The sequence below is a fragment of the Paenibacillus beijingensis genome, assembly GCF_000961095.1.
Taxonomy (GTDB): Bacteria; Bacillota; Bacilli; order Paenibacillales; family Paenibacillaceae; genus Paenibacillus_O; species Paenibacillus_O beijingensis.
On the sequence record NZ_CP011058.1, the window covers coordinates 5,641,875 to 5,666,981 of the forward strand.

Annotated in this window: 18 protein-coding genes; 2 read left to right on the forward strand and 16 right to left on the reverse strand. The window is 53.2% G+C overall.

What is annotated here, in order from left to right; genetic code table 11:
* Positions 1 to 12: 12 nt before the first annotated feature.
* The 12 genes from VN24_RS28330 to VN24_RS25670 all read right to left on the reverse strand — a co-directional run bounded on the left by VN24_RS28330 (position 13) and on the right by VN24_RS25670 (position 16,925).
* A complete protein-coding gene (locus VN24_RS28330; protein ID WP_238590776.1) occupies positions 13 to 6,456 on the reverse strand; it encodes a GH32 C-terminal domain-containing protein in 6,444 nt (2,147 codons plus the stop codon).
* Between the two features lie 489 nt (positions 6,457 to 6,945).
* Positions 6,946 to 7,476 (reverse strand): TetR/AcrR family transcriptional regulator, encoded by a 531-nt coding sequence (locus VN24_RS25620; protein ID WP_148505313.1) that lies wholly within the window; start codon positions 7,474 to 7,476, stop codon positions 6,946 to 6,948.
* A 98-nt stretch (positions 7,477 to 7,574) separates the two neighbouring features.
* Positions 7,575 to 8,549 (reverse strand): 3-oxoacyl-ACP synthase III family protein, encoded by a 975-nt coding sequence (locus VN24_RS25625; protein ID WP_045672746.1) that lies wholly within the window; start codon positions 8,547 to 8,549, stop codon positions 7,575 to 7,577.
* Positions 8,550 to 8,564: 15 nt separating this feature from the next.
* Positions 8,565 to 9,110, reverse strand: a complete 546-nt coding sequence (locus tag VN24_RS25630) for an NADPH-dependent FMN reductase (RefSeq protein ID WP_045672747.1) — start codon at positions 9,108 to 9,110, stop codon at positions 8,565 to 8,567.
* Positions 9,111 to 9,135: 25 nt separating this feature from the next.
* Positions 9,136 to 10,746 carry a nitrilase-related carbon-nitrogen hydrolase gene (locus VN24_RS25635; protein WP_045672748.1) on the reverse strand — a complete coding sequence of 537 codons (1,611 nt, stop codon included), beginning with the start codon at positions 10,744 to 10,746 and terminating at the stop codon, positions 9,136 to 9,138.
* Complete coding sequence (locus VN24_RS25640) at positions 10,743 to 11,699, reverse strand: sll0787 family AIR synthase-like protein (protein ID WP_045672749.1); 957 nt, start codon at positions 11,697 to 11,699, stop codon at positions 10,743 to 10,745. The genes VN24_RS25635 and VN24_RS25640 overlap by 4 nt, the downstream gene beginning before the upstream one ends.
* On the reverse strand, positions 11,692 to 12,843 hold the full coding sequence (locus VN24_RS25645; protein WP_045672750.1) for an MSMEG_0565 family glycosyltransferase: 1,152 nt from the start codon (positions 12,841 to 12,843) through the stop codon (positions 11,692 to 11,694). The genes VN24_RS25640 and VN24_RS25645 overlap by 8 nt, the downstream gene beginning before the upstream one ends.
* Positions 12,844 to 12,846: 3 nt before the next feature.
* The gene (locus tag VN24_RS25650) at positions 12,847 to 13,770 is read right to left on the reverse strand and encodes a methylenetetrahydrofolate reductase (RefSeq protein ID WP_045672751.1); all 924 of its coding nucleotides are present in this window, start codon (positions 13,768 to 13,770) and stop codon (positions 12,847 to 12,849) included.
* 40 nt (positions 13,771 to 13,810) lie between these two features.
* Positions 13,811 to 14,326, reverse strand: a complete 516-nt coding sequence (locus VN24_RS25655; protein WP_045672752.1) for an MSMEG_0572/Sll0783 family nitrogen starvation response protein — start codon at positions 14,324 to 14,326, stop codon at positions 13,811 to 13,813.
* Positions 14,327 to 14,381: 55 nt separating this feature from the next.
* Entirely contained in the window at positions 14,382 to 15,335 is a 954-nt protein-coding gene (locus VN24_RS25660; protein ID WP_238590777.1) for an amidohydrolase family protein, read from the reverse strand.
* A complete protein-coding gene (locus VN24_RS25665) occupies positions 15,289 to 15,783 on the reverse strand; it encodes an MSMEG_0567/Sll0786 family nitrogen starvation N-acetyltransferase (RefSeq protein ID WP_045672753.1) in 495 nt (164 codons plus the stop codon). Before VN24_RS25665 ends, VN24_RS25660 begins: the two co-directional genes overlap by 47 nt.
* The gene (locus VN24_RS25670) at positions 15,780 to 16,925 is read right to left on the reverse strand and encodes an MSMEG_0568 family radical SAM protein (protein ID WP_052703150.1); all 1,146 of its coding nucleotides are present in this window, start codon (positions 16,923 to 16,925) and stop codon (positions 15,780 to 15,782) included. The genes VN24_RS25665 and VN24_RS25670 overlap by 4 nt, the downstream gene beginning before the upstream one ends.
* A gap of 273 nt (positions 16,926 to 17,198) precedes the next feature.
* Between VN24_RS25670 and pdxR the strand changes: the two genes are divergently transcribed.
* Positions 17,199 to 18,641: a MocR-like pyridoxine biosynthesis transcription factor PdxR gene (gene pdxR / locus VN24_RS25675; protein WP_045672754.1), complete on the forward strand. Its 1,443-nt coding sequence runs from the start codon at positions 17,199 to 17,201 to the stop codon at positions 18,639 to 18,641.
* A 61-nt stretch (positions 18,642 to 18,702) separates the two neighbouring features.
* Here pdxR and VN24_RS27770 read toward each other — a convergent pair whose 3' ends face one another.
* Entirely contained in the window at positions 18,703 to 18,864 is a 162-nt protein-coding gene (locus VN24_RS27770; protein WP_158453713.1) for a hypothetical protein, read from the reverse strand.
* 103 nt (positions 18,865 to 18,967) lie between these two features.
* On the opposite strand from VN24_RS27770, the gene VN24_RS25680 reads away from it, so the two are divergent.
* Positions 18,968 to 19,438 (forward strand): molybdopterin-binding protein, encoded by a 471-nt coding sequence (locus VN24_RS25680; protein WP_238590778.1) that lies wholly within the window; start codon positions 18,968 to 18,970, stop codon positions 19,436 to 19,438.
* A gap of 366 nt (positions 19,439 to 19,804) precedes the next feature.
* Here VN24_RS25680 and VN24_RS25685 read toward each other — a convergent pair whose 3' ends face one another.
* From VN24_RS25685 to VN24_RS25695, 3 genes are all read right to left on the reverse strand, one after another.
* The gene (locus VN24_RS25685; protein ID WP_045672756.1) at positions 19,805 to 21,079 is read right to left on the reverse strand and encodes an extracellular solute-binding protein; all 1,275 of its coding nucleotides are present in this window, start codon (positions 21,077 to 21,079) and stop codon (positions 19,805 to 19,807) included.
* 18 nt (positions 21,080 to 21,097) lie between these two features.
* Positions 21,098 to 22,681 (reverse strand): response regulator transcription factor, encoded by a 1,584-nt coding sequence (locus VN24_RS25690; RefSeq protein ID WP_045672757.1) that lies wholly within the window; start codon positions 22,679 to 22,681, stop codon positions 21,098 to 21,100.
* A 111-nt stretch (positions 22,682 to 22,792) separates the two neighbouring features.
* Complete coding sequence (locus tag VN24_RS25695; protein ID WP_045672758.1) at positions 22,793 to 24,565, reverse strand: sensor histidine kinase; 1,773 nt, start codon at positions 24,563 to 24,565, stop codon at positions 22,793 to 22,795.
* Positions 24,566 to 25,107: the final 542 nt, after the last annotated feature.

The following is a 25,107-nucleotide window of genomic DNA, read 5'->3' on the forward strand; positions in this document are numbered from 1 at the left end:
CGCCCTGCAGCGTTAGCTTTTCACCGGCACGTTGACATCGTCCACATTGATATGCCCCCAACCTCCGGTATTGCTGTCGACGATCTTCATGTAGCACTGCGTTCCGATATAGGCCGACGCATCCCAGATGACCCGCGAATACGCTTCGCTGTTGCTGCCGGTCGCCTTCAGCAACTCGGCGCCGTCGGAGACGCGGACAAGCGACGCGTACAAGCTGCCGATATTGTCGCCTCCGCTGATCAGGAAGTCGATCTTCCCGCTGCCGCCAAGCGTAAAGTTTGCCGACTTCAGCACCCCGACCTCGCCGTCTCCGCCTTCCTTGTAGTTCCATAAATGATATTTACCGCTTTGCTTAAACGGACCGCCCCAGCCCCAGTTCGTGAGGCTTGTCACATCTCCGACGCTGAATGCATTGCCGCTGACGACGGTCCAGCCGGTCAAATCGCCGGATTCAAAATCGTGATTCACCAGCTCCGACGTGCCGCTGAGCGGATAAACCGCCAGACTGTTCAGTGTGACATTGCCGCCCGTCGCGTACAGCTCCAGACCATTATCCGCAAGCGCCGGGAAAATTTGATCCGTGATAACCGCTTTGCCGTCGTTGCCGAACGCTTCCACCGAGGAACGGTCGACGACGATCCGGATTTTGATTTTGTTGTCTTCCGCCGACAAACTGGCCTCATGCCGCGCCGCGAAGGTGCTGTTAAATTTGGCGTCCCCCGAGGCCGTCCGGTCGACAAACAGCTTCGAATTCGTTTTGTCATACCCGATAACGGTTGAATGGCCCGCGCCTTTACGCACTTTGAATCCGTACTCGGTAGCGGTAGCCGTATTATTTTGGAATTCGGCAACAATTTCCACCGCACTGCCGGAAACGCCTGAGAGCAGATTGCCGCCGCTCGGCGTAATCGTTTGACCCGTCCAGCTGCTGCCCGCACCTCGCAGTGCGTTAAATTCGGCGACCGGCGTCTGTGCAAGCCGCACGGCGGAGCCAATCGTCACGAGCTTCGCTTCGCGCGGAACGGTCATGGCGCTTCTCCAGATCGACGTCGGGATGCTTTGGGCGTAATTCCAGTTGTTCATCCACCCGAGCACGATCCGGCGGCCGTCCGAGGCCGGAACATCGCTGAAGGAAATCGCGGCGTAATCGTCCGAGCCGTAATCGCTCCACAACGTTGTGCTTGCCGGATTGTCGTTCGTAAAGTCGGTTCCGTCAAACTGGCCGACGAAATATTGCGTTCCCGAACCGCCGGCCGGCGCCCCGCCGCTGATGCTTACCGTCAGCACCCATTTCTTGTTGCCCGTATTGCCGTCGACCGGCAGCTGATATAAATCCGGGCATTCCCATGTGCCGCCATGCGAACCTGCAGCGCTGCCGAATTCGTTTGCATACGTCCAGCTATTCAAGTCGGGGGACGTATAAAAGCGCACCCTGTCGCCCGCCGAAATAACCATGACCCACTTGCCCGTTTCTTCATGCCAGAGCACTTTCGGATCGCGGAACACGGTCAGTCCCGAAGGCATCGATATGACGGGGTTGCCGCCATATTTGGTCCACGTCCTTCCCTTGTCGTTGCTGTAAGCGACGCTCACAACCTGGCCCCCCGCCTTCTCGCTTGTATAGACGGCGACCAACGGCTTGTCGGCTCCGGTTTGAAAGCCGCTCGTATTGTCCGTATCGACGACGACGGTGCCCGACCAGGCAAATCCGTTCGTATCCGGCTCCAGCGCAATCGGCAGATCGTGCCAATTCACAAGATCGGTGCTGACGGCGTGGCCCCAATACATCGGCCCCCACGTCGTGCCCGTCGGGTTGTGCTGGTAGAACAAATGGTACTCGCCGGCGTAATAGACGAGCCCGTTCGGGTCGTTCATCCATTTGCGGTCCGGTGTAAAATGGGCTTGCGGACGATATTGCTGATAACGGTCGCCGGTTGTAATATCAGCAGCCGTATTATAGACGTGAAAATCGTCCGTGTTGATATGGCCCCAGCCGCCGGTCGCGTTATCGACGATTTTGATATAGACCTGTTCCCCGAGATAAGCGGAGGCGTCCCAGTAAACCCGGGTATAGGCTTCGTCATTAAAGCCGGTCGCTTTCATCAGCTCAGCCCCGTCGGACGCCCGCACAAGCGATACATACAGATTGTCCGGGTCATTGCCCCCGCCGAGTAGAAAGTCGATCCAGCCGCTGCCCGCCAGCGTGAACGTCGTCGATTTGATGGCGCCGACCTGGCTGTCGCCTCCGTCTTTAAAATTCCACAGGTGGTACGTTCCGTGCTGATTGAACGGACCTCCCCAGCCCCAGCCCGTATCGCTTGTCACATCCGCGTTGCTGAACGCATTGCCGCTGACGGTTGTCCAGCCTGTCAAGTCGCCCTGCTCGAAATCGGGGTTTGTAATGTTCGTGACTTCAGGCTCCTGCGTCGGAACGTTGACGTCGTCCAGATTGAGATGCCCCCAGCTTCCGGTGGCGTTATCGACGATTTTAATATAACATTCCGTTCCGATGTAGTCGGATGCGTCCCACTTAATCCGGGTATAGGCTTCCCTGTCGCCTCCGGTCGCCTTGAACAGCTCCTTGCCGTCGGAGGAACGGACAAGCGCGACATACAGGTCGTAGATGTTGTTGCCGCCGCCGACCAGAAAATCAATCTGACCGTTTCCGCCCAGGATGAATTTTTGCGAGCGCATGGACCCTGTTTGCGGATCGGAGCCGTCCTTCACTCCCCATAAATGGCTGCTGCCGCTTTGGTTGAACGGCCCTCCCCAGCCCCAGTCACTGGCTGTCGTCACGTCCAAATTGCTGAAGGCGTCACCGCCCAGAATCGTCCATCCGGACAGATGATCGTCAAATTCGTGATTGATCAGTCCGCCGTGCGCCGGCTCGGCCGTAACCGTAATCGCGCTGGTGCCCGTGAAATTGCCGACCCTCGTCTTGGCCGTAATGGTCGCCGTTCCCGCAGAGATTGCCGTTACTTTACCGTTCACGACGGTCGCCACCGCCGGATTGCTCGACGTCCAGATCACATCTTTGTTCGTCGCCCCCGCCGGCGCGACGATCGCGGTCAGCTGCTCGCTGTCGCCCGCGATGATTTGCTTGCTGGACGGATTGACCGTGACGCCCGTCGGATTAACGAGCGGATAAGCCGAATTCATCGCCCATACTTGAAGCGACTTCACCGTAACCGTATTGGAATCGGCATTGGCCCACAGCTGCAGGCCGTTGGCATCGCCGCGCGTCGGGTAGGCTCTTGTTGTAAGCGATTTTAACCCATTCAAATACGCTTCCACCATCGAACGGTCCACATAAATATGCAGCTTAATATTTTCCGATCCGATGTTGACGACGCCGCCCTGATACCACTTTTCCACATCCGGGTTCAAACTGGAATGCGTCCGGTTTACAAAAAACTCCTTCGAGCTCTTCTTGTAATAAACGATCGTCTCTTCCTCCGCTCCCGGCGAGCGGCGCAGGCTGAATCCGACCTCGTTGGCCGATCCCGGATCGATCTCGGCTTTAATTTCGTACATATCGGAATAGACGCTGCCGAGCACCGTGTTGGCGGAATCAAAGCCGGTATCCGTCGTAATGTTGACCAGCTGCGAGCCTCTTAGCGACTGCAGCTCGGAAATCGGCTCGACGCCGAGCTTGCCGTCCGGACGCAGCGAAACGTGAACGGGCAGGCCGAAGTTGTGCGCATATCCGGCGTTGTAATCCATCGTCGCCGTTCTTCTGCCCTGCGCGATGCTGTAAATGACGGCTCGGCCGTCAGATGTAACCGTTCCGGCCGGACCGGTAAAGTGTTCGCCCACATCGAGCAGCTGCGGCTCCGGATCGTCGGGCGTAAATTTGGCTGTTTCCGGGTTCCATGTGCCGATCCAGTAATACGTATAGCGGGACTGGTATTCCTGACGCGACATTTTAGCCGGATTGATCAGGAAAATATATTTGCCGCCGCTGCCCAGCGGCAACAGGTTCGGCAGCTCCCATACCCTTCCGGTCTCGGGATAAGCCGCATAATCCCCAACGTACAAGTCGCCGCGGAACGTCCACCCGCCCTCGAGCGTCGGGTCCGTCGTGGAGTATACGAGCGCGGTTCCGCCGACGTCGTTGCCGCTTCCGTCTTTTTTGCCCGAGGTGACGAGCATGAACCAGGTGTCCCCGTCCTTGAATACGAACGGATCGCGGAATTCGCCCGGTATGCCCTCGCCCGACCCTTGATTGACGATCACTTTGGAGCTTTTCGTCCAGCGGTTCAAGTCGTTGTCGCCGTCCTGCAGGAAGGTGCTGCGTGCGATATTGATCCGCTGGTTCGGCGACTGCCGGTCGTCGCCGGCCGTATAGAAGATGACCGGAACGCCGTTGCCGTCAAGCGCCGAGCCGCCGGCCCACGCGCCTTCGGGATCGACATCGAATCTGCCCGGAATGACCGCGTCTTTGGCATCTCTCCAGTGCACCATATCGTCGCTTACGAGATGTCCCCAGCGGATATGATTCCAGAACGGACCGCGCGGATTGCTTTGATAAAAAACGTGATACTGCCCGTTGAAATAGATCGCCCCGCCCGGTTCGTTTTGCCAGCTGCCCGGCGGCTCGGCATGAAACTGCGGCCTCTGGGTGTCGGCGGCCAGTTTGCTGCGGTCGATCCGGTTGTTGGCCGTTGGCAGGTTCCCGCCGAGTGCGCTCAAGTAGCCGTTGTACGCGTTTTGGACTTCCGCCGCTCCAAGCGCCTGGTTGCGGATTTTCACTTCGTCGATCAGTCCGCTGAATGCGTTTAACTGAAACCCGTACAGCCAGAAGCCTTGATTGTTGCGTCCGATCAACAGGTCCGTATCACTGGGCAGAATCGTTTCGCCCGCCGGGAAGTTGGCCGACGCCACCTGCTTGCCGTTCAAATAAAGGGCAGCCTTACCGGTCGCGCTTTCGTACGTGGCGACGACGTAGGACCATTCATCCAGCGGCAGCAGACTGTCCGTCTTGATTTCACGCCAATCGGCGCCCGTTCCGAACTGGAATCCCCATGTGCCGTGGCGGTAATTGCCAAGAATAAAACCTTCTTTCGCTTCCCGGTTATGCTGGTTGACGATTGCGGACAGCCGCCCCTCGTCGCCATGCTCGAAGTTTCGCGGCGCGACCCATGCTTCGACCGATATCGCTTTCGTCGGTGCCGGAATCTTGTCCGCCGTGCGTGTAATCCAGGTCGAATATCCGTCGAACAGCAGCGCTCCGCCGCTGATGCCGTCGCTACTCCACAGCGGATCCTGCGAAGGCTGGTAAACGCCGTTATTCAGGTGATACGACACCGGATCGGAAGTGCCGGTGACCGTTTCGGCTGCCGTGGTGCCCGTTGCCTCATCAAGCTTCCACTCGCCGATCAGACCGCCTGCGAATTTGGAGTTGTAGACGTTGAAGTCGTCCACGTTCAAATGTCCCCAGCCGCCGGTCGCATTATCGACCAGCTTGATGTACAGGTCCTGACCAAGATAAGCCCCGGCATCCCAGAACACGCGCTGATACGCCTCGGAATTGCTTCCCGTCGCCTTCATCAGCTCCTCGCCGTCCGATGCCCGGACGAGCGCCGCGTACAGGTTGTTCATATCCCGGCCGCCGCCGATCAAAAAGTCGATGCCGCCGTTGCCGCCGAGCGTAAACGTGCTGGACTTCAATACGCCGGTCCCGCCGTCGCCGCCGTCTTTAGCCCCCCACAAATGGTATGTACCGGCGTGATGGAATTTGCCGCCTTGGCTGTAGTAATCTTCGTGCACCAGACTGCTTGGGGCGAACGCATCCCCGCTCACATTGATCCAGCCGCGAATTTCTCCGGGATTCAAATCGGTAAATTCAAAGTCGTGGTTGTACAAAGCCGGCTCCACATGCTGGTTGAGCGAAGCCGTCTGCGGCACATTTACATCGTCCAGGTTGATGTGGCCCGCTGCCGAGCTGTCGACGATTTTAATAGATACAACCGTCCCGACATAAGCCGAAGCATCCCAGTTCACCCGGGAATAGGCGTCCGTATCGCTGCCTGTCGCTTTGAGCAGCTCCTCGCCGTCGGAATCGCGGACAAGCGCGACATACAAGTTCGTATTGTCGTTGTTGCCGCCGATTAAAAAGTCGATTAGGCCGTTCCCACCGAGCGTAAACGTCTCGGACTTCAGAACGCCTGTTTTGGAGTTGTCGCCTCTGCCGCCCCAAATGTGCCAGAAATTGTGCTGATTGAACGGCTGCTTGTTCCAGTAATCGGTATCCGCCGCCACATCCCCGCCGGCGAATGCGCTGCCGCTAACGACCGTCCAGCCGGTTAGGTCCCCGGTTTCAAAGCTCGGATTTTCAATGGTATTGGGTGAAGCATGAACGACGGAGGCGGGAGCTTGTAACCCGATCATTGCGGATAATAGAGCGATAACCAGTATTCGTGCCGTCAGACTAGTCAATACGTTTTTCGTTATCATCTTTGTTTTCCTCCACGATGGATAGTAGTCAATCCGTTTCAACCTCGCTTATACCTTTGTCCAATGCTGTCGCCTGCTGCGTTTCGTCATCCAAGACCCCCTTTATTGTTAGCGCTTTCAAACTATTTGGGATTGAGGAGTTTCATGTCGGCTCATGATGATAATAAGTTAAATCGATTGCGCAAACGTTTGCGTAAGCGCTACCATTAACTTATGGGTTTATAATATATTCCGCTCTTTTACGTGTCAATGAGATTTTAGAACCAGCTTTTGGCAAAAACTGACGGCATTGCGGCAAAAACGCGGAAAAAGCGCAAAAAAAGGGGCCTTCCCTATCAGGGAATCCGCCCCAAACGCTTCCATTCGACTCGTATCGAATCATATTCCGTTCCGTTTAAGATAAAGCTTGCATCATATGCACTTGCCCGATTTGCGGAACGAATCCCGCTTCTTCCAGCGCTTGGACGAGCTGCGTCTGGCATTTATCTTTTACAGCGGTTTTTTTGATTTAGGCAGCAGTTCGGGCAGATCAAGCACTTCCGACAATGTCACCATCATTCCCGAGCCGATAAACATGCTTGCATTGGCCGCGGAATTGTTTACTCCCGCCCGCTCAAGGCGGTCTTTAACGATTTCATAAATGTGTGAAAACTGCGTCCTTACCGCATCGCGAATGGCAGGCTCCGACGTCGTAAACGATTGCATCGTCACCAGCATTTCATCCCGGTGCGATTCGATCAACCGGTTAAACTGCTGCCCCATCGTATCCAGGATCAGCTCCTTGGGAGCGTCAACGGCCCGGAACGCTTCCTGCAGCCGGCTCACCGCCCGTTCCAGTACGGCGATAAACAGTTGTTCTTTTGATTTAAAAAAATGAAACACATACGGCTGCGTTACGCCGACCGCACCTGCCACATGCGCGGTTGTCGTTTTGTAATAGCCTTGAGAGGCGAACAACGTCACTGCTGCGTCAATAATTTGTTCTTTACGGGAAGGAGTCGCATCCATTCGTGGCGGCATCTTTTGTCCAACACCTTTATTGATTATTTATCAATAAATTAAATCTTTACGCTCCTTTTGTCAACTTTTAGCCGTCTTATCCGTTCGATAATACGTCCTCAATATTGCACCAGCGCCGCGCCCCAAACGGCGCCCGCGCCGAATGCGGTCATTAATAACGTATCCCCGCGTTTGATTCGTCCGTCTTTTACAGCCATACAAAGCGCAGTAGGAATGGTCGCCGAGCAGCTGTTTCCAAGATAACGGACGGTTTTAATCATTTTCTCTTCCGGAACGGAAAGATTGCGCGCGACCGCGTCGATAATCCGTCCATTTGCCTGATGGGGAATGAACCAGTCCACATCTTTCTTCGTATAGCCGCTGTTTAGCAGCACTTCTTCCGAACCCGACGTCATCGTATTGACCGCCGTTTTAAATATTTTGCTTCCGTCCATAACCATCTTTGCTTTATGTTCCTCCGAAGCGCGGTAACGGCTGCCGCCGCCGGGAACGAACAGGGCGCCAAAGCATTCGCCATCCGAACGGAGCAGCGTTGAAATAATGCCCGCTCCCCCGGCCTCCCCGCCTCTCGAGATGACGGCCGCTCCCGCTCCATCGCCGAAAAGAATGCTCGTATAAGGATCGCTGTAATCCGTTATTTTCGTCAACGTATCTGCGCCAACGACCAAAATATGCCTGTGCGTTCCCAGCTTGATGTACTGCTCGGCGATCTGGAGCGCGGACAAAAAGCCGACGCAGGTGGAATGAACATCCAAGGCGCTTATGTGCCCACACCCCAGCTTATGCTGAATTTGACAGGCGACCGGAGGAAGAATATGATCCGGCGTCTCTGTCGCGACAACAATCATATCCAGATCGGCCGGATCGATTCCGGCATTCTGTACCGCCTCCAGCGCCGCCGGATATGCCAGGTCGGAGGTGGCCTCGCTATCTTCGCTTACGCGCCGCTCCTTGATTCCGGTTCGGCTCACAATCCAATCGTCCGTAAGCGATACAAGCTGCTCCAAGTCCGCATTCGTGATCCTTTTGGCCGGCAAGTAGGAGCCGACTCCGCTTATGACGGCCTTATACATGATTCGCTCCCCCCGTCACTGTTTCGGTTTCCGCAATGCGCGGGACATATGAAGCACCTGCGAAGCCAACGCTTCGATCCTCTCCAGCACGGAAGGATCCGCAATTTCATTGTTTCCGTTAAAATGATCCCGGTGCGCATAGACGTAATCCGGAGCGGTGTACGCTCGAAAATAGCCGGCAATCGGCTTCAATTGATTTTCGATGACAAGATAATGCTGGTATGTACCGCCCGTTCCGATAAACCCGATCACCTTATGGCGAAAAGCGTCCGGCGGCACCAAATCAAACAAGTTTTTTAGCGGAGCGGCTAACGAGGCTTGAAAAATCGGCGTTCCGATAATAAAGCAATCGGCCGCCAAAACCTTGTTCACCGCCTCCTGCGTATCGTCGTTATACGCCTCCATCTTCCGGCCGTCACAAAATTGAACGTCGTAATCCCGCAAATCCAACAGTTCCGTTTCCAGATCATGATCCAGCAGCGCGGCCTGCCTGACGACATGGCTTACAACGGCGTGCGTCTTCTCCCCGATAATCGTTCCCGATATTCCCAGCAGCTTCATGCTCCCCGCCCTTTCTTTCATCGATTCAATCGATAAGCTTCATAACGAGCCGGTCATACAAATGCGGTTTCGTCCGGCGCATAAAAGGCCTGCTTCTTGCCGCAGCGGTCATATCCGGATCAAACCGTCCGATCAGCGGTTCATCACCCGAGCCCGGGCCCCCTTCCATCTCGAGCTGCCGGTGCAAAAACAGCAGGCTGCCTGCCGCTTCCGACGGCAGCGCATACGCGATAACGGCATCATTTTCAAAAGCCCAAATCCGCTTCATCCAATTGCCCCCGCTACCCATGCCAGTCCCGGAAACCGCGATAATATCCGCTCCTTGTTTGGCCAGCACCCGATACGATTCCGGATATTCCGCATCGTGCTCCGTCAACAAGCCGACTCTTGCAAAAGGAAGCTCGAAGGTGCACAAACGCGGCTTGTCATCCGTCCGCTCCCGGACTGTGCGATGAACCTGGCGGCAGCGGCCAACCGTCTGTTCCGGACCGATCATATATGCCGAAATATCGCGGACGGCGCCGGTATGCTCCGCTATGCTTAACGCCATATATCCTTGGTAACGTATCGCCAAAAGCTGCACTTCCGCCAGCAGCCGCTCTGCTTGAGCGGAATCCGCTGGATCGCGCACTTGAATTTCCGGAAGGACGTACAACCGGTTCCCTGTCGTGAGACGGCCCTCCGTTTCTTCCAGCAGCGCGTGCAGCCGATCCGGCAAGCCGGCGGTGAATTCCGGTTTCTCCAAAGGAAAAACGATGATTTCAAAAGGAGCGGGAGCGCCGATCGGCAGCGTCTCGCCTTCTTTCCACAAATAAGGGCTGAGCAGCAGCTCCTGGTAAGCTTCCGGCTTCCGCGCGCTCGTAAGCTGTTGTCTTGCCGCTGCGTCAAGCCGAACCGTGCCGTAAACGATGCCCTCACCGGATACGAGCGAATGCTGCACGCCGCCATCCGGTTCAATAACGGCGCTTCCCCCTGTGAACCGGGCGCCTCTTTCCGTGTCCGAACGGTTGGAAGCGACCCAGTACACGCCGTTTTCTTTCGCTCTCAAACGCCACGTGTTGCTCGGCTCGTTATTTCCGGCTCCGACCCAATTGGTCGGAAAAGCGATGATATCCGCCTGCTGCAGCGCCGCAATCCGGGCAGGCTCAAAATACATCGCATCCATGCAAATTAATAGCGCAATATTGCCGATCTCCGTTGCAAATACCGGAATGCCGTCGTTGCCTTCGCGCGCCCACCTAGGGTCGGCGGCAAACAGGTGCGTTTTGCGGTATTTGCCCGCCACGCCGTCAGGCCCGATGAGCACAGCCGAATTGTAATAGGCTCCGCTTACGGCATCGACCTCCGGCAATCCGACGGCGGCATAGCAGCGGTACTTTTGCGCCACAGCTTGCAGCGCTTCCGTCGTCGATCCCGGGATTGTTTCGACAAAGGGGGAAATCTCCTCCCTGTCGTTCCAGACGTAGCCGCTTGAAGCCATCTCGGGAAAAACGGTCAGCATCGCTCCGTTCTCCGCCGCTTCCTGCAGCAGCTTAGCCATACGGCGCCGGTTGCCGGCCGCATCTCCCTGAACCGGATTGAATTGTACGGCCGCAACCTTGTACATTAACGGCCGTTGTTCCGAACTTGTATTCATACGATTACACCCACCATCGATTGTTCCGCCCAGTCGATCAGTACCGCCTCATCCACTCCGCTGCGGATTCGAACAGACGTATCCGGTGTCAGCTCCCCGACAACGGCTGCCGTAATGCCCTCTTGCGCAAAAAGCGCCGTCACATTATCCGTATGCTCCGGATCCACAGCCAGAATAAATCCGTAGCCCGGGAACATCTGCAGCCATCGCTCCATTTCAACCGCGGCCGGCTGCGGAATCCGGTCCAGATGAACGACCGCTCCGCAGCCGGCGTTCTCCGCCAGCATCGCAATCGTGCCGACAATCCCCGCATTGCTGATGTCCCGCGCTGCCGTTGCCCATCCGCTTTGCGCCAGCTTGGGCAGCAGCTCGAGTTTACGTTGCAGCTGCTCCGGCTCTTGCGCGCTTGTGCAGTCCCACTGCAAGTAATGCTTAAACGGCTTGCCGTCCAAATCGACCGCCATAACAAGCGACTGTCCCGCTCTTCCCATCGGGCCGCGAAGAAGGTGCGCCGCTCTGCCGATAATCGCCGTCGCCACCCCTTCGGCTTCCTGCGGCAAGTAATGTCCCCCTACCATCGGGACACCGAGCTTGCGGCATCCTTCCGCCATTCCTTCGGCAATAAGGGCGGCCGTTTCTCCATCCGGAGCGCTGAGCATATTCACGACCGCCGTCGGACGCCCTCCCATAGCGTAAATATCGCTGACGCTTACCAATACCGCGCAGTATCCGGCCCACTTCGGTTCATCCCGCACCAGCCCGGGCATGATGCCGTCGCACGATAAAAGCAAATATTCATCGCCGTTTGGAATAACGGCGGCATCATCGCCGATCGGATCGAGCATTTTATCCGGGTCCCAATGAAACGCTTTTAAAGGAATTTGAATATCTTTTTTCCGCATGAATCCGGACGAGTTAACAATTCGGCCCGCGAGATCGCGTAGTTCATCCATCGGACAATATCCTCCTGTAAAAATGGATATGACGGTCGGCGGCCGTTAGCCACGAATATTCGGCAGCCGTTTGTTTTCCGTTTGTCGTGAGCCGCTTTTGCAGCTCCTTGTCACGAACGGTTTGAAGCATGTGCGCCGCAACACTCGTCGGGTCGCCGGGATCCGCAAAACAGGCATTAAATCCATCGGTTAAAAATTCGCGGAATACGTCGATGCTGGAGGCAACGACCGGCGTTCCGCTTGCCATCGCCTCCAGGACGGCCAGTCCCCAGCCTTCCTGCAGAGAAGGCTGGAGGTAAACATCGGACAGCTGATACAGCTGCTGAACCGTGGCATCGTCGGGTGCGGTTATGATGCGGATATCGCCGCGCACCGATGAAGGCAATCGTTCCAGTATCCGGTCGAACTCGAGCCGGTAAGGCCGGTAATCAAACAGCGTCGACCCGCCGGCAATGATAAGCGCCGCCTGCGGAAGCTGCCGTTTTACCTCGGCAAACGCCTGCAGCGTAACGATCGTATTTTTACGGGGCTCAATGCCGCCCAAAGTCAGGAAAACGATGTTGTTTTCCAATTGCAGAGAGGTTTTAAGCGCTGCAGAGGCTGCATCGGGTTGAAAGAAACGGTCATCCACGCCGTTGTGGATGACCGCGGAGGAGCGTTCATACAACTGCTGTAATTTTTGTCGCCACGTTTGGCTGACGGTTATTAAAGCTTTGGGCACTACAACCGATTGCTGCTGGCAGCTCACTAGAGACGGAGTGACAAAATCGTCCAAATGATGTACCGTGCGAATAAAGAAAGGAATAAGCCCTTTTTGCTGAAGGCGGTTCAAGCAGTTTGCCGAAATGCAATCCTGAGCATGGAATATATCAAACCGGTCCAAAGCTTCCTGCTCCATACCTGCTGTATACGTGTCAATATAGCGGAGTATGCGGGATTCCAAACTTTCATCCTCGCGGGGAGGAAATGAAAATACTTGGGTCGGTACAGCAGCCGGTCGGTAAAATTGCGTCGAGCCGCCTAGTCCGAGGGCAAAGACGGTAACCGAGCAGCCTCTTGCGCAGAGCGCCTCGGCTAATGCGAGCGTGTGTACAACCCCGCCTCTTGGCTTCGTATTATAAGTGAAAAGAGCGACGTTAAGCATTGTTCATGCGCTCGCGGGAATCTTTGGGCTTGAAAGCAGGCCGGCATACTGTACGACTTTGTTGACGCTGTCCTCCGCACCGCCGATCGGGCGAATATGGATCCCTTTAATGCCTTCGATTTGCCGCAGCTGCTTAATGAGCTCCGCTGCAATAACCAAACCCTCTTCTTTCGATTCGGAAGCGGCGAGCCGACCACGGAACGAATCGGGTATGACGATGCCCGGAATTTTAAGCGCCGTCCCGACATGATCCGCATCGCGAAGAGGCAAAATGCTGGCCATGATCGTTGCTCTTTCGTGCAATCCGCGGCGCCGCGCCTCCTCCATCCATTCGCCGATCAGGTCCATATCGAAGACGAGCTGGGTCCGCACAAAGTCGGTTCCGTTGTCAACCTTCGTTTCCAGACGGTCAATCAGCTCCTTGATCGGCTTGCCGGCAATATTTTCGACGGTGCCGATCGTAAATTTGGGCGGCTCCTGCATCCGCGTACCGTCAAAGAGCAGCCCCTCATCCGCAAATTTGCGGGCGTAACGAACCAGCTCCATCGTTTCCAAATCGTACACTTCCTTGGCGCTGGGCTCGGTGCCGACTTTGGCCGGATATCCGCCCAAGATCGTTATATTTTTGACGCCGATTGCCGCCAGTCCCATCAGATCGCTTTGAATTCCCATCCGGTTCCGGTCGCGCAAATTGATTTGCACAATCGGCTCCATCCCGACCTGCCGTACAAAAAATGCACCGACGACAGGCGACAGCCTCGCAATTGCGAGCAGGTTATCGCTTAAATCGACCGCATCGACGTATCCTCTATACCGCAGCGCTTGCTCGATCAGCGGACGCGGATTCCAGTCGCGGGGAGGGATCAGCTCCGCTGTTACCGCGAAGCTGTCCTGCTGCTGTTGCCTCTTTTCCAATAATAAAGTCATAGCTACACCTGCACTTTCCCGGTTCGACCGATCAAACCGTTTAAATTTGGAACGTGCTCAATATGAAAGCTCCGGCACGCGAATATTCAATTAAGCAATCCTGCAGGTCGAGCGGGTGTACGGGAATCGTTCCTTCGATCAGATCTTCTTCCCTGAGGCCGTGCAGTCCGAGTCCGAACCGGCAAACGTACACTTTACCGCCTTCTTTAATAAAGGTCGCCAGCCCCTCGTTCGTATTCAGCTGACCACCGAAAGCAGCGTTCCCAACCGTCGGGAAGCCCCGGGTGGCAAGCGCGTTCATCGCGCCGGTGCCGTAGAAATAAATCGCCGTTTCATAACCTTTGCGCTGTGCCCGGATCGCCTGCAGCACGGCCACATAAGACAAAGAGGATTCATGAGCGATACCGTGGATCAGCGCCAGAAACTTTTCCCCCGGGTTGGCCTTGTAATCGGGAAACACTTTCGTTTCTCCGTACAGCCTCGTACCTGCAGGCAGCGACGGGTGAGGAATTTCATTCATCGATCTCAGTTCATTTTCCGTAAAGTTGGCCGTCATAGCTCATCTTCCTTCCAAAAGTTATTTTTTATATGGTAAAGGGCGCTTTATTGCCCTATGCCAACTTGTTAAAGTACATCTCCTGCGCATTGCCCCAAAAAATTCTTTCTTTAATCTCGTCGGAGATGCGCGCATCTTGAATTTTCCAAAATTCGCTTTCGTAATCGCTCCACGGCTCGTCGCAGCCGAACATAATCCGGTCCGCGCCGATGCCCGTACGATCCACCTCCTGAAGCAGCTTGCGGACGGCAAAGCCGATCGCCCAGCTTGTATCGATGTAAATCCGGTATCCTCCTTCGATCAGATCCTTCCATTGCGAAAGAAGCCGGATATGTCCGCTTACCCCGCCGCCCATATGGACGAGGTGGATTTTCATTTCTTTGCCCCAACGTTTGATCAGTTCGAAAAATCCGGTAATATCGGAGCCTCCGCCCGGGCTCGTATGGAAATGAATCGGGATGTCCCGTTCGATAGCCGCCTGAAAAATCGTCTCGTGCAGCTTTGTCGTCGCCTCATCCCACTTGCGCGGATCCGCCGTTCCTCCGAGCAAATAGCTCATTTTCAGCGCCGAAATGCCGGGTTCATCCATCAACGCGAGCGCGACCTGCGTTCGTTCGCTGTTCTGCGGCAGCCCGGACACCCATAGCGCTCCGGCCACGTTCCCGCCCCCCTGCCTGCACAGCTTGACGACGAGCTCATTATGGGAAAAAGGCTGCGCTTGAACGGGAATGCCGTAGTTCGGAATAATTAACGTTTTTTCGATGCCGCGGCATTTCATGAAATAATCGAGCTCTTCATTTGTCGCCGGCCCGGGGTCGGCAGGCGATATCGGTTCCTCCGATTCGTAAAACGGCCACGGGTCCAGATGCCCGACATGATTGTGCACGCTGAACACCTTGCGCCCGAAAGCGATCGTAAGCGGTGTTTCATGGATACATTCCTCTTGCTCGTGCGCCGGCGTCTCAGCTTTGGACAGGCTGTTTTGAACGCTTGCGGTTTGGTGCATCATGCACATGCAGATCCGCCTCCATAATTTGGTGAGGATGGTCGTGGAACCAAAATTCATCCCCAACGGTCTTCCACCCTAATTTAATGAACAGGTTTACATTTTGCTGCTGGACCTGGGCCAAAAAGCGTCGTACTTGACGAAGCTTCATTTCCGCGACGGCCGCCTCGATGAGGTATACACCGATTCCTCTCAGCCGGTATTCCGCGCGGACGGCAAGCCTGCCGCCCCACCAAACGGTTGCATCCTTTTTATCGGGATAACATCGTACGGTTCCCGTCAAAATCGACCCGTTTTTCCAGATGTTGATCAAGATCGAATCTTCATCGTGCTCATCCGCATCCGAAGCGTGAAACATATGCTGCTCTTCCACAAACACTTGGCGGCGGAGATGAAGAGCGGCTGCGACTTCCTGATCGGTGTCCGCCAGCTTGACCTCATAATTTCTCATTTGCCGCCGCTCCCTCCAGATGCAAGCTTTTCGAAGGAAGACAGCGCCGAGCAAGCGCCGCATTTGGCGCATCCCGCCCCGCTCGCCTCCGCAGAAATTCCTTCGTCAGCCAATATCGCAGCCACTTGCCGATAAACGCTTTCCATATATTCGCTCGTCGGCGGCACCGCATCCTCCAGCAGCGTTCCGCGCAATGGGCGGAGCGGAACGACGAACGGGTATACGCCCATCCTTGCCGCACGCGCGCAGCCTTCCAGCGTCCGGTCCACATTTTCTCCCATTCCTAAAATGACGTACGTGCTGACCTGGTTTCTCCCGAATATGGCTACCGCCTGTTCGAATGCTTTGAAGTACGTTTCGAGCGTGATGCCCGATTTGGAAGGCATTATCGTCCGCCGCACATCTTCGTCGAACGACTCGACATGCAGTCCGATCGTCGTAGCCCCGGCCTCTTTAAGCACCCGGTAGAGACCGTCGTCCTCGGGAGGCTCGCACTGCACCTGGATCGGGAGGCTGCTCACCTCACGGATCGCCTTGACGCATTCGGCCAAGTGCAGCGCGCCCCGGTCCGTTTCGTTCGGCGTCCCGGTCGTCAGCGTAATTTGCTTAATGCCGTCCAGCTCTTCCGCCGCCTGAACGACCTCCGCAAGCTGCTGCGGGGTTTTCATCGCAACGGTGCTTCCCGATTCCAATGAATTTCCGATTGCGCAAAATTTGCAGCGCTGGCTTGGCGCCCAGCGGATACAGCTTTGAATGACGGTGCTAGCGAGTACGTCGGCGCTGTGAAGGACGGCAATTTTGTTGTACGGGATTCCGTCTTTTGTCGTCCGGTCGTAAAACTTCGGACGCGCTACCGGATCCAGATACATCAAGCTTTTTCCTTCATATTGGAGTACGAGCCCTTCTTCCGTATCCGCCAGCGAATAAGGGGAAGTTTGTGCGGGACCGTTCAATGTCGGGAGCATGACAGCCCTCTCTCCCATCACAAAAGCGCGATCGTCGGTCGGTCCGGCTCCTCCGCGCCTGCTGCCTTCGATAAGCCCGTTCGAGCGCAGCCCCTTGTTGTGCAGATCGACCAGCCAGCTGGCATAGGATCGGCTTGCCGGTTCATCTTTTGCATCCTCTTGCTTCATGGAGAGCATATCAATCCACACCTTTCTTCCCAAGTATGTAACGCTCGCTTGCTTTGTGTTATCTTATATTCCATATGATGACGGAAATCCGGCCATCCGTGATCATCCACTAAAGCAGTTTTTTTCCCATCCACCTCAAGCGGGAACAAAAGCATAGAATCATACGCTGCATCGAGACAGACCGGATCCGGCTGCTTATAATCGGTGGAATATTCTCTTACATTTAGCTATAATGAACGTAATCGCGGTGCGAATGATCAAACTTAATCGTTGGAGGCTGCTATGGAATGGAGACCGAGCAAAGCGGAAGGTGTGCCCATTTATAAGCAAATTGCCTATTATATGGAAACCCGAATCTTTAACGGCGAATATCCGCCGGGCGGATCTCTGCCCTCGGAACGATTTTTGGCGTCCGAAATGGGCGTCAACAGAAGCACGATTATTTCCGCTTATGACGAGCTGCATGCGGTCGGGCTTGTGAAACGGGTTAAAGGGATCGGCACAATCGTGAGTCCCGATGTGTACGAGGAAGGGCCGCAGAAGCGCGTGCCGAATTGGGAGCAGTATGTGCGGAGCGGTTTTTTTCAGATCAACAATCCGATTAATCAGCAAATTTACCGCATTATACAGAGCAAAGATGAGATGATCAATTTTGCGATCGGCGACTTATCGATGGATTTGCAGCCGATTTCGCTGCTGCAAAGCATTCATCGCTCGATGGAAATTAGCCAGTATTTGGGATATGAACATTTGCAGGGCAATATCAAATTACGCGAATCCATTTCAGCCCATCTTCAGAAGTACCGTGAAATCGAAACGACTCCTTCTTCCATCATCATAACATCGGGCGCCCAACAGGCCCTTCACCTTATTATTCAATGCTTATTGAAGCCGGGCGATGCGGTCGCGATCGAAGATCCGTCCTATGCTTATTCGCTGCCAATCTTTCATTCGGCCGGCCTGAAAACGTACTTTCTACCGACTGAACCGGAAGGGATCGACCCCGAGCACATCATTTCGTTATACAAGCGGAACCGGATCAAAATGGTGTTTCTAAACCCTACGTTTCAAAATCCTACAGGGACAACGATGACGATGGAGAGAAAGCAGAAAATCATTGAAATCTCGACGAAATACGGAATTCCGATTGTCGAGGATGACCCTTACAGCATTACCGGTTACGACCACCAGCCGGTTGCGACACTCAAATCGATGGACCGGGACGGCGCTGTCCTATACATTAGCTCGCTTTCCAAAATCGTAGCTTCCGGCCTTCGCATCGGGTGGATCGTAGGTCCTCAATCCGTTATTAATCGTTTAACCGACGCCAAACAGCAGATCGACTTCGGTCATCCGAACTACCCGCAATGGATTGCCGCGCAGCTTCTCTCTTCCGATCAATTCGACGATCATCTGAAACAATTGAGAATCGGACTGCAAACAAAGCGCGATTTAACGATCGGAGCTTTCAAAAAAGAATTGGACGGATGGATTGAATTTCAAGTCCCCGCTGGAGGCATCCACCTCTGGTGCAAAATGAACGAGGAATGGGACGAGAAGGCTTTATTCAAAGAAGCGATTCAAAACGGCATGATCTATGCTCCGGGCAGCACGCTCGGCTCCAAGCCAAACTATTTGCGGTTCACATACAGCCGTACAGATACGCACCAAATCGAAGAAGGCATCGGACAGTTTGCCGCTGCTGTGAAACGGATTTGCAAATAATGAGCCAACCCCCGGCCTGCGGAGGTTAGCTCTTTTGTTTTTCAGGGGCGGCAAGCGAAAGCTAAGGTTCATCAATATACTCTTCTTCATTAACAGCACCGGCGTCATTTTCTTTCAGTGGCTGTTCATCCGTCACTAAAGTCATATCTCTGCAGCTGTTGTTCACATTCATTGTTTCATCTACCAGCTCATCATTTTTCATGGATGCATTCTGTTTGGGCATGGAGGTCCTCCTTTCGACGAAAGTAGGGTTGCCAATTTCAAGACAAATATTCGGTTGGATCATGATATAATGTTTAAGATGATCGATCGATGAGGGGGACTAGATGATGGAAATACATGTTCATGATGAATTAAACGGCGCGGCAACGTTCAGCGTACAGGAAATAGCGGCTCTGGCGCCGGGTCATTTTCCGATAACTGAACGGGTGGAAGGAGTAAGCGGCAAGGCATTCGACTGGTTATCCTGGTATAAAGCTTGGTGCGAGCGCCAGCAGGGTGCTCCCGCACGGATTCCTACCCATTTGCAAGTCGAGGCGGCCGATGAGTTCCAGGCGACGGTTCCGTGGAATCAATTGGACAAGGCGTTGTTTTTGTATGCGCAAGAAAACGGAGAGCCGCTTAAGAAAGGATTCCCGATCCGGCTCTACGTCCCGGACGGAAGCAGCGAATGCTTAAACGTAAAGAGCGTTGTGGCGATTCGGGTGCTCTATGACGGCGCAGCTGGCGACGAAGCTACTTATGGTTACAAAAACATGGTTACTCCGGACGAGCTGTTTAAGACGATAAAAAAATAAATAAAGCTGTCTCATAATTGATCACATAAACGAACAAGCCCAAATAGATGCAGAAAGGACCTCCCGTTCCGCTGGCAAAGCGGAGTTGGAGGTCCCTTCCTCGCTAAACCTGCGAATGTGCAGGTATTATCGCTCGTAATCGCATGTCTGGAGGGAAAGCCTGCGATAGTGCAGGAATTCCGGGCTATTCTGGCCTAAACGTAAGATGAAAAAAGATGCACGGACGCATCTTTTTCAAAAATACCCCATCATGCAGAGCGATTGTAGCGTTCGACGGTTATCTGTAGCTACGGTGATGGCCATTTTCGTTAACTATTTTAAAAAAGAGCAAGCTGCTCGTGAATTTTAGCACAAAAAGTCCATGCATCAATGCCCCGAATTGGCTTCGGCTAACAGCTTGTCTATTTTGGCCGCGGCAATATCCAATCCCGTTTTAACGGACAGTTCGCCTTGAAAAATTTTCTTCAAGTACATGAAGTATACTTCGTCGATTTTGCCCCAGTTGTTGACCGGCGGCCGCAGAAATGAATTATTTACAGCTTCGGCAAATGGATGCAAGTAAGAATTCCGGCTTACGGACCAAGCTTTGGCCGCTTCCCGGTTGGATGGAATCAATCCGGTTTGAGCCATGAAAAGCTGCGCTTCCTTGCTCGTCAACCATTTCATAAAGGTCCAAGCCTCGGCTTGCCGTTTGCTGCCCTTCATAATAACCATGTTTTCGCCGCCAATGATCGAAGAAAATCCGTCTCGATGCGGAAAAAGCGCGGAAACGGTCAACTTCTCGGCCCGTTCCAATTCCGCTTTATTCAATAAGCTGTAGAACCAAGGCCCCTCATCAATCATCAGCATATTTCCGGCCTGTATCCGTGACCACCGTTCCCCGTTGTTGGACTTGGAAGAAACAACAAGCAGCTTTTCCTTATAAAGGGCCTTAAGCAACTCCACGGCATGAACGGTTTCTTCACTGTTTAAATATCCCGATGATCTGCTGATCTTCTCGTCGGTTAAGGAGCCTCCGAGACTGTAAATATACAGGAGAGTTTCCCATGACCAGAATCCGTCGATTCCGATCGTATATCGATGCTGGCGCGCAATCCGGAGCACTTCTTCCATCGTACGCGGAGGGTTGGTATATCCCGCTTTCTTAAGGAGATTGCGGTTAAAAATGGCCACCTTCGTGTAAAGGTTCAGAGGCAGCGAATAATAATCGTTTTTATAGAGACCGACATCCATAATTTTAGGATCGAATCGGCTGCGGATCTGATCGAAACCCGGGAATCCGTTTAACGGAACAAGCAGGCCTTTATGTGAAAATTCGGGCACCCAGTCGATACTCATCCGGACGACATCGGGACCGCGGCTCGAGGAGGCTCGCGCAATCAAGGTGTTTTTTAATTCGTTATTGAAAACGAGATTTTTCGATTCGACCCGGATGCCCGGATTTTCCCGCTCGAACGCAGGAATCAGCTCCCGCTCCAGCAGCCAGGCTTCTTTATCGCTGTAGGTGTTCCAAAACGTCACGACGGTTTCTTCCTGTTCATGAAGCTTTTGAACGTTGTTCGGATCGGTAATGACCGATGGGCTTCCACAACCTGCTGTCAATACGAGAATGAGTAATAGGGTCAGCCATCGGCAGCACATTAACGAAATCCTCCTTTCCTAAACGGCATGCCTTGGTGCCGCCTGGTGCTTTTCCCTGTATTCCAAAGGAGTTAACCCGGTCATCTTCTTGAATACTTTGCTGAAATATTTCACGTCTTTAAACCCGGCGGCTTTGGCGATATCGTAAATCCGGCTTTCGTTTTGTGCGAGCAGCCGCTTCGCTTCCCGGATCCGCAGCTCGATCAAATAATCGATAAAGTTCCGGCCGGTCAGTTTTTTGAAATAAAGACTGAAGTAGCTTTTGCTGAGATGAACGATATCCGCTACGCTCTGAAGGGATAAGTTCTCGGTATAATGAGCCGCGATATAATCGAGCGCCTTCGTAATCAGCTGCCCGTCATATCCTTGATCGGACAGCTTCAGTGTAAAGGACTTTTCCATCATCTCTTCCAGCTGTTCAATCATAGTGGCTGCCAATTGTTCCAATGTCTCCACTTTGAGAAGCTGATCACGCAGCTCAGGGGGCAGCGGCTCAGACTCCTCATGCAGCTGATAAACGGTTGTCAGCAAACTGAGCGCTTCCTGCTGCACTTCTTCCGTATTCAAGAACCTGCTCTTCCAGCGTTCAAGCGCAAATTCGACGGCGGAAGAAACCGGATCGCCATTGCGGATCATATCGAAGAAAGGAGCCCAGTCATGCTGCGCTTCCTTGTCGGCCGACGTTTTTTCCCGATCCGATCCCGATTCGTCGATCCGATACAAACCGCCGAGCCCTTCGAAAAATCGTCTATTGCAAGCCGAGAGACTGTCTTCATATCCTTTAAGAATACTGCCCGTCCCTTGTTTTACGACGAAACCGACGGACGTTGAAACTTCCCATTCCGTCTCCAGCATCCGCTTCCACTCATTGATCCGCGCTTCCGCTTCATCGCAAGCACCCGGGATGAGCAGAAACAAGCTGCTTTCAGACACCTGAAGCGCCGTTCCTTCTTGCATTTGCACATAAAACTGTTCTTGTATTTCCTCAAGCAGCAGCTGCACATGCAAATAACCGTGATTTTCAATCCATTCCTCGGCCCCGTCCAGCATAAGGTAGACGCAAGCATAACATTTTGCCAGCCAGGCTGGAGCCCAATCGGTTGACGCGAGCGGGGTTTGTTCCTGCACGATCAATCGTTTGATCTGCTGTTCGACTTGCTTTCGTTCCTTGTAAAGCAATCCCTGCCGGGAGATCGTCCGTTCGGAATCCTCTCTTCTTTCATCCTCCAGCAACGTGATGCATCTTCTCAGGACGGCCAGAAGATCCTCCTTTTGGAGCGTCAGCTTCAATAAATAATCGACAGCACCCAGCTTAAGCCCTTCTTTTACATACTCAAAGTCGCTGTAGCTGCTGATCAGAATGACTTTGAGCCAAGGGCACAGCTCCAGCGCTTGTTTCATCAGCTCGATACCGTTTAAGCGCGGCATTTTGATATCCGTAATCAAAATATCGAAGGAACGGTTTTTTAACGCTTCCAGTGCTTCCATGCCATTGGCATAATGATCTTCAACCGTCAGCCCTACCTTTTCCCAATCGATAAAAGCGCTAATTCCGTTGCGGATGACAGGCTCGTCATCCACGATAAGAACCGAATACTTCATATCACACTCTCCTTCAGGTTTTGCCGGAGGCAAAACCACTTCGTTAGCGTAGGCTTAGGTTTTGCCGGAGGCAAAACCACTTCGTTAGCATACGCTTAGGTTTTGCCCGTTCTAAGAGACGGATTTCGCAAGTTGTTTCAATACGATGTGTATGGCGGTTCCTTGCCCCGGCTTGCTCTCGACGGACCACTCCCAATTACCAGCGTAATACAGCCGCAGCGTGTCGTAGATATGACGCAGACCGATACCGATTTCTCCTGCCGCAATCGCCGCCTCCGGCTCGTTCAGTTGCTTCAACCTCTCTTCATCAATGCCCATTCCGTTATCATATACATGAAACTCCAAATCCCCATTGCAGGAATGAACCCGGATCGAGATGCGGCCGTCCTGATTTGTCGGAACGATTCCATGGAAAATCGCGTTTTCCACTACAGGCTGCAGCAGCATGCGGGGGATGACGATCTTCTCTAGACCGGGTTCAACGTCTAGTTTGAGATCAAATGTTTTCTCATAACGAAGCTCCAATATGACCAAGTATTTCTTAATAATGTCCAGTTCCTCACTTACCGTGATCATGTTCCCGTTTTTGGCCATATTCGCCTCAAGCAGATGGTTCAGTGCCGTCAATACGCTGGAAGCGCGATCGTTCTGGTTCGAATCGATCAGCCACCGCAGCGTGCTGAGCGTGTTATAAAGGAAGTGCGGATGTACCCGGTGAATGACCGCCCTCAGCTCCGCGTGATGCTTCTCGCTTTGTTCATTTTTGACCTGCCGCATCAAATGACCGATTTCGTGAACCATTTTGTTAAACTGCTTGCTCAAAAAGCCGATTTCATCGGAAGATTGGACGGTCGTCCTTACTTTAAGGTCTCCCTTTTGAACGAGCATCATGCTTCGGGTAAGCTGTTTTACAGGCTTGGTCACCCACCCCGCAATGAACAGTCCGATGCAAATCGCAAGCATGGAGAAAACGGCACATGAAAACAAAATCCACGATTTGAGGCTGTTGAGCTGCCCGCTGATTTCATGAACCGGAACGGTGCCGACAATCATCCAGCCGTTGCTCAGCGGCTCCTTGACCCCATAATACGGCACCCCGTTTACCTCGTACTCGAATTCCATTGCGTCATTGCCCACAATATGTTTATATAATTCGGAATTGTCCACTCTTTTGTTGACCATTTCAAGATTGGAATCGATCATTATTTTCCCTTCGGAATCAACGACGAAAAATTTCCCCGTCTTTCCCAGCTTCAACTGCCCGATCGTTTTGAAAACGGACCTGCCGTCCAAATCGACCTGTACAAGCCCGATATTGCGCATCGTGTCGAAATCTTTCAGAACCCTGCCGACAGGAAGCACCAAGCCGCTGAAATGGTCATATTGAATCGGCTGCCAAACCAACTCCCCGTCCCGGCGTTTCGTCTCTTTCACCCACTCTTGATCGGACAGCCGTATTTTCTTCATTTTGTTGTTGGAGAAAGCGCCGCTGCTCCAGCCGCTGCCATTCTCCTTCAGCACGTAAACAATTTTGACGAAGGAGTTGGAAAACACAAAGTTGTTCAGCAAAGTGTCGATATATTGGTCATCGCTGTTCTCCTCGTAAGCCGGTACGTTTTTCGGGTGCAAAACCGCCTGCTGGATCTGCAGATTGTTGCTGATAAAATCGGAGGTATCGACCCCGACGTTCAAGATGAAAGAAAGCGACTCCGCCGTCTGTTTCGTAATTTGCACCGTGGATTCCCGCACGTTTTTTTTCAAAACCGAGTTGGATTCCCAGTAGAAGGACACACTTGTAAAAAGAGTCGGCAGCAAAATCACAAACAGAAACGCCAGTATGATTTTGGATGAAAAGCTGCCCGATATCTGAAGTTTACGAACCATAACGCCCACCTTATTTCGATTCTGCTTTGCTGATCACTATTATACATGTAATGGCGTGCGGAAACCCTTTGTAGGATCTGGAAAGGCGAGATATGCCCTTATCTACAATAGCCGTCCGAACGAGAAATTTTTAGTGTCCGTTCGTACTATTTTCATTTGTAACCGTCATCATTTAAGGAAGTGTCTTATTTCTTTGAAAAAGCAAAAGATAATCCTCCTATTATTTCAACGTACTTCAACATAAAATTGATTTTTTTAATTAATAATTTACATTAAAAGGCAATAAAACATACTGAAGTGTCATCTTTTAAGATCGAAATGAAAAATAAGAGGTTGCCAATTCACGCAAATGTGAATAAAGACGATAGTCCTTTAGGTCTCCCATACTAGACTTTTCCATTTTATTCCTCACTTTTGTTTATAAAGTTTGATGATTATCGCCAAAAAGTGTGGACAAAAAAACGCACTAATCCTAGCTCCCGCGCTGTTTTGCGCCTTTTTCCGATACGTTGGAAACTTTTTACCTCTACTATTGAAGGCGC

Excerpts from the sequence above, each read along its gene's own strand:
- VN24_RS25645 (WP_045672750.1), bottom strand. The coding sequence starts at position 12,843 with ATGCTTAACGTCGCTCTTTTCACTTATAATACGAAGCCAAGAGGCGGG.
- VN24_RS25625 (WP_045672746.1), bottom strand. The coding sequence starts at position 8,549 with ATGTATAAGGCCGTCATAAGCGGAGTCGGCTCCTACTTGCCGGCCAAA.
- VN24_RS27770 (WP_158453713.1), bottom strand. The coding sequence starts at position 18,864 with ATGCCCAAACAGAATGCATCCATGAAAAATGATGAGCTGGTAGATGAA.
- VN24_RS25620 (WP_148505313.1), bottom strand. The coding sequence starts at position 7,476 with ATGCCGCCACGAATGGATGCGACTCCTTCCCGTAAAGAACAAATTATT.
- VN24_RS25660 (WP_238590777.1), bottom strand. The coding sequence starts at position 15,335 with ATGATGCACCAAACCGCAAGCGTTCAAAACAGCCTGTCCAAAGCTGAG.
- VN24_RS25655 (WP_045672752.1), bottom strand. The coding sequence starts at position 14,326 with ATGACGGCCAACTTTACGGAAAATGAACTGAGATCGATGAATGAAATT.
- VN24_RS25640 (WP_045672749.1), bottom strand. The coding sequence starts at position 11,699 with ATGGATGAACTACGCGATCTCGCGGGCCGAATTGTTAACTCGTCCGGA.
- VN24_RS25680 (WP_238590778.1), top strand. The coding sequence starts at position 18,968 with ATGATGGAAATACATGTTCATGATGAATTAAACGGCGCGGCAACGTTC.
- VN24_RS25635 (WP_045672748.1), bottom strand. The coding sequence starts at position 10,746 with ATGAATACAAGTTCGGAACAACGGCCGTTAATGTACAAGGTTGCGGCC.
- VN24_RS25650 (WP_045672751.1), bottom strand. The coding sequence starts at position 13,770 with ATGACTTTATTATTGGAAAAGAGGCAACAGCAGCAGGACAGCTTCGCG.
- VN24_RS25665 (WP_045672753.1), bottom strand. The coding sequence starts at position 15,783 with ATGAGAAATTATGAGGTCAAGCTGGCGGACACCGATCAGGAAGTCGCA.
- VN24_RS25670 (WP_052703150.1), bottom strand. The coding sequence starts at position 16,925 with ATGCTCTCCATGAAGCAAGAGGATGCAAAAGATGAACCGGCAAGCCGA.
- VN24_RS28330 (WP_238590776.1), bottom strand. The coding sequence starts at position 6,456 with ATGATAACGAAAAACGTATTGACTAGTCTGACGGCACGAATACTGGTT.
- VN24_RS25630 (WP_045672747.1), bottom strand. The coding sequence starts at position 9,110 with ATGAAGCTGCTGGGAATATCGGGAACGATTATCGGGGAGAAGACGCAC.
- pdxR (WP_045672754.1), top strand. The coding sequence starts at position 17,199 with ATGGAATGGAGACCGAGCAAAGCGGAAGGTGTGCCCATTTATAAGCAA.
- VN24_RS25695 (WP_045672758.1), bottom strand. The coding sequence starts at position 24,565 with ATGGTTCGTAAACTTCAGATATCGGGCAGCTTTTCATCCAAAATCATA.
- VN24_RS25685 (WP_045672756.1), bottom strand. The coding sequence starts at position 21,079 with ATGTGCTGCCGATGGCTGACCCTATTACTCATTCTCGTATTGACAGCA.
- VN24_RS25690 (WP_045672757.1), bottom strand. The coding sequence starts at position 22,681 with ATGAAGTATTCGGTTCTTATCGTGGATGACGAGCCTGTCATCCGCAAC.